We start from the raw sequence: 11,631 nt of genomic DNA, 5'->3' as shown, positions 1-11,631 counted from the left end.
GAACTTAACCTATTGCGCCCACAATTCGCGGCGCAGCTCCTGCCAGCTGTCCTGGTCCGGCGCGACAAGCAGGCCGCCGTCGACATGCGAGGGCAGATAGGCGCTGCCGTCAATGCGCGCGGCATGGCCGCCGGCTTCCTGATGGATCAGCACGCCCGGCAGGTGATCCCAGGGCATCAGCTTGTTGTAGACGACAAAATGGGCATGCCCGCTCGCCAGCAGGCGATATTCGTGCGCGGCGCAGCGATAGGCGAACTGCGACAGCGCCTTGGTCTGGTTGCGCGCAAGGCGTGAGCGCTCCGGTTCGTCGAGATATTGCCAGGAGACCGCGCCGGTCATTTGCGAGATCGGCACGGGTGCTGCCACATGCACTTTCTCCAGGCTGCCATGGGCATGCCTGATATGGCTGCCGGCGCCCCTGGCGGCGATGAGCCAGTCCTTGCCCACCGGATCATGGATGATGCCCGCGACCGTCTCGCCCCTGAGCACGACCGCCAGCATGACGCCGAACAGCGGTACGCCGGATGCGAAATTGAAGGTGCCGTCCACCGGATCGATGGTGAATGCCAGTTCGGCATCACCCAAGCCATCGAGCAGCGCCGGATTCTCGGAACAGGCCTCCTCGCCCACCATCATGGCCGAGGGATAGCGCTCGCGCAGCCTGGCGGTGATCAGCCGCTCGGCGTTGACATCCGCCTCCGTCACCAGGTCGGCCGCGGAAGTCTTCTGGCGGATATCGCCATCGCCCAATCGGCGAAAGCGCGGCATGATTTCGGCCTGGGCTGCCTCGGCCAGAATACCGGCCAGCCAGTCGATCGCGGTGTCGTCAAATGTCATCGGAAATGTCTTGCCTGGTCGCGAGGGTTACATTGAGGGCGGCGAAATCGAACAGCTTTCGGTCGAGCAAATGCGACGGCCTGGTGTTGGACAGAGCGCGGATCATCGTGTCCTTGCGGCCAGGCATGCGCTTTTCGATGTCGTCGAGCATCGCCTTCATGGCGTTGCGCTGCAGCCCTTCCTGGCTGCCGCAGAGATCGCAAGGGATGATCGGGAACCGCATCGCGGCAGCGAATTTCTCCAGGTCGACTTCCGCGCAGTAGCTCAGCGGCCGCAACACCATGACGTCGCCGTCGTCGTTGAGCAGTTTTGGCGGCATGGCGGCAAGCCGGCCGCCATGGAACAGGTTCATGAAGAAGGTTTCGAGAATATCCTCGCGATGATGGCCGAGGACCAGGGCCGAGCAGCCCTCCTCGCGGGCGATCCTGTAGAGATGGCCGCGCCGCAGCCGCGAGCAGAGCGAGCAATAGGTGCTGCCCTCCGGGAGCTTGTCGGTGACGACCGAGTAGGTGTCCCGGTATTCGATACGGTGGGCTATGCCGTTGGCGTCGAGATAGTCGGGCAGGATGTGCTTGGGGAAATTCGGCTGACCCTGGTCGAGGTTGCAGGCCAGCAACTCGACCGGCAGCATCCCGCGCCATTTGAGATCAAGCAGCATGGCAAGCAGACCGTAGGAATCCTTGCCGCCAGATAGCGCGACCAGCCAGCGCTCACCGGGCTTCACCATCGAAAAATCCTCGATCGCCTGGCGGGTCAGCCGCAGCAGCCGCTTGCGCAGCTTGTTGAACTCGACCGAGGACGGCACATCAGCGAACAGCGGATGGAAACCACCGTCGGCGACCGGTTCAAGCGTTTCGATGTCTGGCAGCATGTTCATGGCGCGACGGCCCCGGAAATGTGACTTCCGCCCGGATTAACGCATCGGCCGGAAAATCGAAACGGCAAAGCGGATGCCCGAAAACAAAAAGGCCGCCTCGAAGGCGGCCTTTTCCGATATCGCAGAAAAGCGTTCGCTTAGCGCGAGTAGAATTCGACGACCAGGTTCGGTTCCATCTGCACGGCGAACGGAACGTCGGCGAGGCCCGGGATGCGCGAGAAGGTCGCGACCATCTTGTTGTGATCGGCTTCGATGTAGTCCGGCACGTCGCGCTCGGCGAGGCCGACCGACTCCAGGACGATGACCAACTGCTTCGACTTTTCGCGCACTTCGATGACATCGCCCGGCTTGCAGCGGTACGAGCCAATGTTGACGCGCTTGCCGTTGACGTTGACGTGGCCGTGGTTGACGAACTGACGGGCGGCGAAGATGGTCGGTACGAACTTGGAGCGATAGACGACCGCGTCGAGACGCGATTCGAGCAGGCCGATCAGGTTCTCCGAGGTGTCGCCCTTGCGGCGATCGGCCTCTTCATAGACCTTGCGGAACTGTTTTTCCGAAACGTCGCCATAGTGACCCTTCAGCTTCTGCTTGGCGCGCAGCTGTAGGCCGAAGTCGGAAAGCTTGCCCTTGCGGCGCTGGCCATGCTGGCCGGGGCCGTATTCACGCTTGTTGACCGGGGACTTCGGGCGGCCCCAGATATTTTCGCCGAGACGGCGGTCGATCTTGTATTTCGCGGATTCGCGCTTGCTCATCGCATTCCCTTTTCAAAACAGTACACCCGGCACCTCATGGTCCGGGTGAAGGAAACGCGCCCTCCTCTGGCCTCCATTTTCGAGACCTGACAGGGTTTTCCCACGCAACGCGGCGGAAAACCCACGGGACACGTCAGTTCAAACAAGGCCAGAAACAGATAGGGTGACTGACTTTGCGCATATAAAAGAAACACCGGACATCGCTGCCCGGCGTTGGCGGCTGGTTAAACCGAGATTTAACCGATGTCAAGCTTGTGAGTAGCGTGGCCAACCACAACCATGTAGCGTTTGCGACGTTGATGCGATGCCGGATGTGGCGGGAGGTTTTGCGCCAGCGGCAGCAGGAAGGGACTGGAGCTAGAGGAGCCCAATTGCATGAAGAAGTTCTTCCTTACCCTGGCAGGCGCCGCAGTGCTTGCAGGATCGATGGCGGTGGCGCCGGAGCCGGCCATGGCGCGTCATTGGCATGGCCACAAACAGGTCTGCCGGATCATCGTCAAAAAGAGAGTGGTGTGGCGGCATGGTCATCGCAGGGTGATCGTCGAGAGAATACGGCGCTGCCACCGCTGGTAGGCTGTTCAAGCAACAATCCCAAAGGGCCAGCCAACGTCGCTGGCCCTTTTTCATTTCCAAGATAGTCTGGCTCGAAGCGCTCAATCCTGGGATTTTTTCTCCGGTAGTCCCTTGCGCTTGGTCTCGGCGAATTCCTCGAGCTGCTTTTCATTCATCGATTCATACATGCCCTTGGAAGCGCCTTTGAGCTCGCTCTTCTTGGTCTCGCCACGTTTGGCGGAGAGTGCGGCGCCGGCGGCCTTCTGCTGGGCTTTCGAGGTGGCTGGCATGGCGGTTCTCCTTTGCTGTCAGGAGAAACGCCGCGCTTCGGCGGCGGTTCCAGCGCCAGTGGCCCATTCCGGTCCGCTCGGTGCCAGCCGGTGGCCGGCCTTGGCGATTTTCGTTGGTACCTTCCCGTGTCCGGAACCCCAGTGTAGGACGGCTGAATGAAATCCCTGACCGATCCCCCACAGGCTCTCTCCACCGGCCTGGCGAAAATCCGCACCGAATTACACGTGCCGGATGGATTTCCGGCTGAAGTAGTTGCCGCGGCGGGGGCGGCGGCCAAACGCGTCCCCGACCAGCATGCCGATCGAAGGGCGATGCCCTTCGTCACGCTCGATCCGGCTGCCTCCACCGATCTCGATCAGGCGTTCTCGATCGAGGCGAGCGGCGGTGATCTTCTGCTGCATTATGCCATTGCCGACGTGGCCTGGTTCGTCGAGGACGGCGACGCGGTGGATCTCGAAGCCTGGACGCGGGGCGAGACACTTTACTTGCCGGACGGCAAGGCCGGGCTCTACCCGCCGGTGATTGCCGAGGGTGCGGCAAGCCTGTTGCCGGATGGACCCCGTCCAGCTGTTATCTTCACGGTCCGGATTGCGCAGGACGGTGCAACGAAGTTGGACGGCGCGGAGCGGGCAATCATTCAAAGCCGCGCCAAGCTCGCCTACGACAGCGTGAAGGCTTCCGACGTTCCGGCCGGCTTTGCCGAAATGGCGCTGCGCATGGCAATCAACGAACAGCGTCGCGGGGCTTCCCGCGTCGACCCACCCGAGCAGGAGGTGGAAAGGCTTGCCGATGGTTCATACCGGCTTTCATTCAGACCGCTGCTGCAATCCGAGCAGGACAACGCAGCACTTTCGCTGGCCGCCAACATGGCGATTGCCGATGCCATGCTTGCGCACCACACCGGCCTGTTCCGGGTGATGTCGGGGCCGGATGCTCTCAAGGTTCAAAGATTGCGCAACGCGGCACAGGCTCTCGGACTGTCCTGGCCGGCCTCCACCGGCTTGCGAGACTATCAGCGAACCCTCGATCCGACCGATCCGCGACAAGCAGCACTGATGCTGGAAATCCGCCATGCAAGCCCCGGCGCGTCTTATCAACCCTATCACGACGGCGTTGTCCCATGGCATGAGGCCATGGCTGCGACCTATGCCCATGCAACGGCACCACTCAGGCGACTTGCCGATCGCTATGTCGTGCGCTGCGCGCTGGCTATCGCTAACGGCCAGCCCGTGCCCCAGGCTGTCACCGACGCGTTCGCCAGATTGCCGAAGACTATGGGACGTGCGGATAGCCGCGCTTCGCAGATCAACCATGCGGCTATCGACCTTGCCGAGGCCATAATGCTCAGGGGACGCGAGGGGGAGATTTTCAAAGCCGTCGTCACCGACTTCGTCGACCATGGCGTGCGCGTTCAGCTTGCCGACATGCCTGTCGTCGCCACCGTAAAGGCCTCCGGCCTCAGACAGGGCGACGGTCTGACGCTAAAGCTGGTCCTGGCCGATCCGGATCAACGCAGCATCGTCTTCGAACCTGTTTGAATGGCGGGCACCTCCGCCACCTTCTAAGTGCACGGTCAGTCCAAAGCCCTGCATAAGGCGGCTGACGGCGAAATCCGCCTTGCCCGAGGTGAAGACCGCGATATCGGGCTCGCCTTGCGGCAGCGCCCCATCGATGGGCGGCAGCAGCGAAAGGGCGCGCCGTGCGATCGCCTCGGCCGGATCGATCCAGTCGACCGGCCAGGGCGCGGTCTTGCGCATGCGATTGACCAGAAAGGGATAGTGCGTGCAGGCCAGCACAACGATATCGGTGCGCATGCCGTCACGCTCGATGAAGCATGGCGCGATCTCGGCGCGCACGGCCTCCTCGTCGACGAAGCCCTCGCGCATATAGGCTTCGGACAGGCCAGCCAGCCTGTCGCTGCCGACCAGGCGGACATGGCATTTCTGCGCCCATTTGCTGATCAGGTCGCGCGTGTACTGGCGCTTTACCGTGCCCGGGGTCGCCAACACCGAGACCAGGCCCGAGCGCGTGCGCTCGGCCGCCGGCTTGACCGCCGGCACCGTGCCGACGAAGGGATGGCCGGGAAAGGTATCGCGCAGCGCATCGATCACCAGCGTCGAGGCGGTGTTGCAGGCGATGACCGAAAGGGCCGGCGCAAAGCGGTCGAGCAGTCTGGCGAACAGCTGCAGTATATGGGCCCGCAGCGCCGGCTCTTCCCAGGCGCCAAAGGGAAAGGCGGCATCGTCGGCGACATAGATGAAGCGACGGTCGGGCATCAGCACGCGCGCCTCGCGCAACACGGTGAGCCCGCCGACGCCGGAATCGAACATCAGGATCGGCTGGTCAGTCATTGTCGGTTCCCTTGCCGCCGAGCGGCGGCGTGTCCGCGTCGTCGCCGTTAGCGTCCGGCACCCGGCCAGCGGCCTCCGCCTTGCGGGCGCGCGCGGCGGCCGCGGGCAAACGCCTCGGATCATCGCCCGGCGAGCCATCGCCGCGCGGCATCGCCGGTGAGAACCGGTCTAGTGACGAGATGATGCCGCGCAACACCTTGAGCTCCGGTTCGGCGAAGCCAGCGCGCGTCAGCACGGCGCGCAGATTGTCGACCATTTTCGGCTTCTTCGGCGCCGGCCGGAAATAGCCGCGCGCTTCCAACGCGCCTTCCAGATAGGCGAACAGGCCGTGCAATTCTTCCTTGCTTGCAGGCTTCATCTCCGGCCCCGTAAAGTTTGTCATGGTCTCGTCCTCCAGGCCCGACTTCATCCACTCATAGGACATCAGCAAGGCCGCCTGGGCGATGTTGAGCGAGGAGAAGTCGGGATCGACCGGGAAAGTGACGATCTCGTCGGCGAGGCCAACCTCGTCATTGTAGAGACCGAAGCGTTCGCGTCCGAACAGGATGCCGGTGCGTTGTCCCATTTCGGATCGGGCACGCAGCATCCTGCCTGCTTCCACCGGGCCGCGCACGGATTTAAAGCCGTCGCGCTGCCTGGCGGTGGTGGCGAAGACGAAGTTCAGGTCGGCGAGCGCCGTGGCCAGGTCGTCAAAAACCTTGACGGCGTCGATGACATGGTCGGCACGGCTGGCGGCGGCGCGTGCCTTCTCGCTCGGCCAGCCGTCGCGCGGGTTGACCAGGCGCAGCTCCGAAAGTCCGAAATTGGCCATGGCGCGGGCGACCATGCCGATGTTCTCGCCGAGCTGCGGCTCGACCAGAATGATCGCCGGGCCGGCGGCTGCGGGGTTAGCGGGGTCTTTGGTGATGGGCATGATTGTCAATGAACTGCTGTTTGCGGCATTTCAGCGTCCCCTGCCATATTCGACCGGGAAAATGAAGCATTCGCAAATGGCTGCGGTCATGGCCTCACATTCGTGACCGATCGCCGTTTGCGTGGCCAAAAGCGCTTTGATATACGGGCGGCATCCCCGGCCAACGCCACGCGGGCAAGGCCGTCCCATTCCCAGCAACGAGGCATTCTTTCCATGGCGAAGATCAAGGTGGCGAACCCGGTCGTCGAACTCGACGGCGACGAGATGACCCGCATCATCTGGCAGTTCATCAAGGACAAGCTGATCCACCCTTATCTCGACCTCAAGCTCGAATATTACGACCTCGGCATCGAGCACCGCGACGCCACCAACGACCAGGTGACGATCGATTCGGCCAACGCCATCAAGAAATACGGCGTCGGCGTGAAATGCGCGACCATCACCCCCGACGAGCAGCGCGTCGAGGAATTCAAGCTGAAGAAGATGTGGAAATCGCCCAACGGCACCATCCGCAACATTTTGGGCGGCACCATCTTCCGCGAGCCGATCATCATGAAGAACGTGCCGCGCCTGGTGCCCGGCTGGACCAAGCCGATCATCGTCGGCCGTCACGCCTTCGGCGACCAGTATCGCGCCACCGATTTCCGCTTCCCCGGCAAGGGCAAGCTGACGATCAAATTCGTCGGCGAGGATGGCCAGGTGATCGAGCATGACGTGTACGATGCGCCCGGCGCCGGTGTCGCCATGGCCATGTACAATCTAGACGAGTCGATCCGCGAATTTGCCCGGGCGTCGCTGAACTACGGCCTGCTGCGCAATTATCCGGTCTACCTGTCGACCAAGAACACCATCCTCAAGGCCTATGACGGCCGCTTCAAGGACATATTCCAGGAGGTCTACGAGGCTGAATTCGAGGCCGAGTTCAAGTCAAAGAAACTTTGGTACGAGCACCGCCTGATCGACGACATGGTGGCGTCGAGCCTGAAATGGTCGGGCGGCTATGTCTGGGCCTGCAAGAACTATGACGGCGACGTCCAGTCCGACACGGTTGCGCAGGGTTTTGGGTCGCTCGGCCTGATGACCTCGGTGCTGATGACGCCGGATGGCAAGACCGTCGAAGCCGAAGCCGCGCACGGCACTGTCACCCGCCACTATCGCCAGCATCAGAAGGGCGAGGAAACCTCGACCAATTCGATCGCCTCGATCTTCGCCTGGACGCGGGGCCTGGCGCACCGCGCCAAGCTCGACGACAACGCCGAACTGAGGCGTTTTTCCGAGACCCTGGAAAAGGTCTGCATCCAGACCGTCGAGAGCGGTTTTATGACCAAGGACCTGTCGCTTTTGATTGGCCCCGACCAGCCTTGGTTGTCTACCACCGGCTTCCTCGACAAGATCGACGAGAATTTGCAGAAGGCAATGGCGTAGGTACCCGCAGTTCCAAATGCCGAAGGGTCCGAAAGGAGCCTTCGGTTTTTAAGGCCGGCGAAAGCAAAGGGCTGACAGCGTGACCAAGCCAATCCTCTACGGCGCGGACTACAGTGTGTATGTTCGCATCACGCGGATGGCGCTGGCGGAGAAAGGCATCGACTGCGAGCTGGTGCCGGTCGACATCTTCGCGGATGGTGGCGCGCCGGCATGGTACGGCGAATACCATCCGTTCGGCCGCATTCCGGCCTTCGAGCACGACGGGTTCCGCCTCTTCGAGACCAGCGCGATCGCTCGCTATGTCGACGAGGCCTTCGATGGGCCGGCGCTGCAGCCTGCCGATGCGCGCGGCCGCGCCAGGATGGGCCAGATCATCGGCATGCTCGATGCCTATGCCTATCGGCCGATGGTCTGGGACGTCGCTGTCGAGCGGCTGGAAAAAGAAGCGCCCGACGAGGCAATGATCGCCGACGGGCTGCGGCAAGCCGAAACAGTGCTCGGGGTGCTGACGTCGCTGAAGGCACAAGGGCCATGGCTGCTTGGCGACCAGCTGACGTTGGCCGACCTGCACGCGGCGCCGATGATCGGCTATTTCGTCAAGGTTGCCGAAGGACGCGACTTGCTGGCGAGGTTCGCGAATATCCGGGACTGGTATGCGCGTGTCTCGGTGCGTGCAAGCTTTGCGCGCACCGAGAAGGTTAGTTGACAAGGATTGAGATGGCTGCGGGGGCAGCGCCCCTCCACCCGTCGTAATAAGTCCAATCCGACGCTTACGCCGCTTCCAGCGCCGCCCTCACCGCCGCGATCGCATCGTTGGCTTTCGACGCGTCCGGTCCGCCGGCCTGGGCCATGTCGGGACGGCCGCCGCCGCCCTGCCCGCCTAATGCGGCGGAGGCGACGCGCACCAAGTCGACGGCGCTGAAGCGGTTGACGAGATCATCGGTGACGGCGACCACGACGCTCGCCTTGTTGTCCTCGCCAGCGCCAACGAACACGACGACGCCAGACCCCAACGAAGTCTTGCCGGCGTCGGCCAGCGGCTTCAAATCCTTCGGCGAGACGCCGGAAACCGCCTTGCCGAGGAAGCCGACGCCAGCGACGATCTCGCTGGCGGCCGGGGCATCGGCAGGCGACCCGCCGCCCAGCGCCAGCTTCTTGCGCGCTTCGGCCAGCTCCTTCTCGAGCTTCTTGCGCTCTTCGAGCAGTGCTTCGACGCGCGCTGGCACATCCGCCGGCGAGATCTTCAGCGTGGCGGCGGCCGCCTTCAGCCGCCTGTCCTGCTCGTCGAGATGTTTTCGCGCGGCTTCGCCTGTCAGCGCCTCGATGCGGCGCACGCCTGCGGCGACCGCGCCGTCCGAAACGATGCGTACCAAGCCGATATCGCCGGTCGCCCTGACATGCGTGCCGCCACAAAGCTCGACCGAATAAGGCCGGTTGGCCTTGGCGCCATGAACGCCCGTGCCCATCGATACGACGCGCACCTCGTCACCATACTTCTCGCCGAACAGCGCCATCGCGCCCTCAGCAATGGCGTCGTCGACCGACATCAGGCGCGTGGTCACCGGGCTGTTTTGGACGACGATCTCGTTGGCCATGCGCTCGACCTCTTCGAGCTCCTGCGGAGAGATCGGCTTGTTGTGCGAGATGTCGAAACGCAGGCGCTCGGGCGCGACCAGCGAGCCTTTTTGAGCGACATGGGTGCCCAGCACCTCGCGCAGCGCCTCATGGATCAGATGCGTCGCGGAATGGTTGGCGCGTAGCCTGGAACGCCTGGCATGATCAACCTTCAGTTCGACCGCGGCACCCGTCTTGACCGTGCCTGCGACCACCTTGCCTAGATGCACAAACAGACCATCGGCCTTCTTCTGCGTATCGGAAATCTCGATCGAGAACCCCTCACCCGAGATTACGCCGGTGTCGCCCATCTGGCCCCCGGATTCGCCATAGAACGGCGTCTGGTTGACGACCACGGAGACCGCATCGCCCTTGGCGGCGCTGTCAACGGTCTTGCCGTCCTTGACCAGCGCCTGGATGAGACCCTCAGCCTGCTCGGTTTCGTAGCCGAGGAATTCGGTGGCGCCGGTTTTTTCACGCACGGAGAACCAAACCGTTTCGGTGGCGGCCTCGCCGGACCCGGCCCAGTGCTTGCGCGCCTCCGCCTTCTGCTGCTCCATCGCATTGGTGAAGCCGGCAAGATCGACCGAAATGCTGCGCTGGCGCAGCGCGTCCTGCGTCAGGTCGAGCGGGAAGCCATAGGTGTCGTAGAGCTTGAATGCCGTCTCGCCATCCAGCATGTCGCCCGCGCCGAGCTTCTCCGTCGCCTCGGAGAGCAGCCCGAGGCCGCGCACCAGCGTCTTGCGGAACCGTGTCTCCTCGAGTTTCAAGGTCTCGGTAATCATCGTTTCGCCGCGCACCAGTTCCGGATAGGCCTGGCCCATCTCGCGCACCAGCGCCGGCACCAGCTTCCACATCAACGGATCGCGGGCGCCGAGCAACTGCGCATGGCGCATTGCGCGGCGCATGATACGGCGCAGTACATAGCCGCGGCCTTCATTCGACGGCAGCACGCCGTCGGCGACCAGGAAGGAGGACGAGCGCAGGTGATCGGCAATGACGCGGTAGGAGGCAACCGTTTCCGCATCGGGCGCGCGCCCAAGCGCGGAGGACGCCGCATCGATCAAATGACGGAACAGGTCGGTCTCGAAGATGCTCTCCACCCCCTGCAGGATGGATGCCATGCGCTCCAGACCCATGCCGGTGTCGATCGACGGGCGCGGCAGGTCGACGCGCTCCTCCTTCGTCACCTGCTCATACTGCATGAACACCAGGTTCCAGAATTCGAGGAACCGGTCGCCGTCCTCCTCCGGACTGCCGGGAGGGCCGCCCCAGATGTGCTCGCCACGGTCGATGAAGATTTCCGAGCACGGGCCGCAGGGTCCGGTATCGCCCATCGCCCAGAAATTGTCCGAGGTCGGGATGCGGATGATGCGATCGTCGGAGAAGCCGGCGATCTTCTTCCAGAAACCGGCCGCTTCATCGTCGGTGTGGTAGACGGTGACCAGCAGCTTGTCCTTGTTCAGCCCGAATTCCTTGGTGATGAGGTTCCAGGCAAGCTCGATGGCCCGCTCCTTGAAATAATCGCCGAAGGAGAAATTGCCGAGCATCTCGAAGAAGGTCAGGTGGCGCGCGGTATAGCCGACATTGTCGAGATCGTTGTGCTTGCCGCCGGCGCGAACGCTTTTCTGGGCCGTGGTGGCACGCGAATAGGGCCGCTTCTCCAAACCGGTGAAGACGTTCTTGAACTGCACCATGCCGGCATTGGTGAACATCAATGTCGGATCGTTGCGCGGCACGAGCGGGCTCGAGGCCACGACCTCGTGGCCCTCCTTGCGGAAATAGTCGAGAAATGTCGACCGGATCTCGTTCACGCCACTCATGGATACTGCCTTTTCAAGAGAGCCGCCGGCCGGACCGGCGGGAGATGGCTCTGTGTTTTCTAGAAGATGGAGTTGGCCTTTTAGCCGTAGCTCTTGACCCTGTCCAGAAACACGGAATTGGGCCAATTCGCGCTTTGCACCGGCACTTACGCAGGCACGCAAACGAAAACCGCCGGCGCGAAGGCCGGCGGTT

General features: G+C 62.9%; 11 protein-coding genes. 4 read left to right on the top strand and 7 right to left on the bottom strand.

The window, feature by feature from the left end; translation table 11 throughout:
* Positions 1 to 9: 9 nt before the first annotated feature.
* The 3 genes from O7B34_RS06670 to rpsD form a co-directional block, all read right to left on the bottom strand.
* A complete protein-coding gene (locus O7B34_RS06670) occupies positions 10 to 837 on the bottom strand; it encodes an inositol monophosphatase family protein (RefSeq protein WP_337145379.1) in 828 nt (275 codons plus the stop codon).
* Complete coding sequence (ttcA, locus tag O7B34_RS06665; RefSeq protein ID WP_337145378.1) at positions 827 to 1,714, bottom strand: tRNA 2-thiocytidine(32) synthetase TtcA; 888 nt, start codon at positions 1,712 to 1,714, stop codon at positions 827 to 829. Before ttcA ends, O7B34_RS06670 begins: the two co-directional genes overlap by 11 nt.
* Before the next feature lie 137 nt (positions 1,715 to 1,851).
* A complete protein-coding gene (gene rpsD / locus O7B34_RS06660) occupies positions 1,852 to 2,469 on the bottom strand; it encodes a 30S ribosomal protein S4 (protein WP_027028657.1) in 618 nt (205 codons plus the stop codon).
* 375 nt (positions 2,470 to 2,844) lie between these two features.
* Between rpsD and O7B34_RS06655 the strand changes: the two genes are divergently transcribed.
* Positions 2,845 to 3,042 (top strand): hypothetical protein, encoded by a 198-nt coding sequence (locus O7B34_RS06655; RefSeq protein ID WP_027042433.1) that lies wholly within the window; start codon positions 2,845 to 2,847, stop codon positions 3,040 to 3,042.
* A gap of 80 nt (positions 3,043 to 3,122) precedes the next feature.
* Here the strand turns inward: O7B34_RS06655 and O7B34_RS06650 are convergent, their stop codons facing one another.
* Positions 3,123 to 3,311 carry a DUF3008 family protein gene (locus O7B34_RS06650; protein ID WP_027143670.1) on the bottom strand — a complete coding sequence of 63 codons (189 nt, stop codon included), beginning with the start codon at positions 3,309 to 3,311 and terminating at the stop codon, positions 3,123 to 3,125.
* A gap of 156 nt (positions 3,312 to 3,467) precedes the next feature.
* On the opposite strand from O7B34_RS06650, the gene O7B34_RS06645 reads away from it, so the two are divergent.
* On the top strand, positions 3,468 to 4,850 hold the full coding sequence (locus tag O7B34_RS06645; protein ID WP_337145377.1) for an RNB domain-containing ribonuclease: 1,383 nt from the start codon (positions 3,468 to 3,470) through the stop codon (positions 4,848 to 4,850).
* Here O7B34_RS06645 and murI read toward each other — a convergent pair.
* A complete protein-coding gene (gene murI, locus O7B34_RS06640) occupies positions 4,794 to 5,663 on the bottom strand; it encodes a glutamate racemase (protein ID WP_337145376.1) in 870 nt (289 codons plus the stop codon). The genes O7B34_RS06645 and murI overlap by 57 nt on opposite strands.
* A complete protein-coding gene (locus tag O7B34_RS06635; RefSeq protein WP_337145375.1) occupies positions 5,656 to 6,576 on the bottom strand; it encodes an RNA methyltransferase in 921 nt (306 codons plus the stop codon). Before O7B34_RS06635 ends, murI begins: the two co-directional genes overlap by 8 nt.
* Before the next feature lie 213 nt (positions 6,577 to 6,789).
* Between O7B34_RS06635 and O7B34_RS06630 the strand changes: the two genes are divergently transcribed.
* Both O7B34_RS06630 and O7B34_RS06625 read left to right on the top strand, forming a co-directional pair.
* The gene (locus O7B34_RS06630; protein ID WP_337143389.1) at positions 6,790 to 8,001 is read left to right on the top strand and encodes an NADP-dependent isocitrate dehydrogenase; all 1,212 of its coding nucleotides are present in this window, start codon (positions 6,790 to 6,792) and stop codon (positions 7,999 to 8,001) included.
* 79 nt (positions 8,002 to 8,080) lie between these two features.
* On the top strand, positions 8,081 to 8,707 hold the full coding sequence (locus O7B34_RS06625) for a glutathione S-transferase family protein (protein ID WP_337145374.1): 627 nt from the start codon (positions 8,081 to 8,083) through the stop codon (positions 8,705 to 8,707).
* 64 nt (positions 8,708 to 8,771) lie between these two features.
* On the opposite strand, the gene alaS is transcribed toward O7B34_RS06625, so the two are convergent.
* Positions 8,772 to 11,438, bottom strand: a complete 2,667-nt coding sequence (alaS, locus tag O7B34_RS06620; protein ID WP_337145373.1) for an alanine--tRNA ligase — start codon at positions 11,436 to 11,438, stop codon at positions 8,772 to 8,774.
* Positions 11,439 to 11,631 lie beyond the last annotated feature (193 nt).

The organism is Mesorhizobium sp. Cs1299R1N3 (assembly GCF_037179625.1).
Taxonomy (GTDB): domain Bacteria; phylum Pseudomonadota; class Alphaproteobacteria; order Rhizobiales; family Rhizobiaceae; genus Mesorhizobium; species Mesorhizobium salmacidum.
The sequence above is the reverse complement of the archived record's forward strand: the minus strand, read 5'-3'. Positions and strand labels throughout refer to the sequence as shown.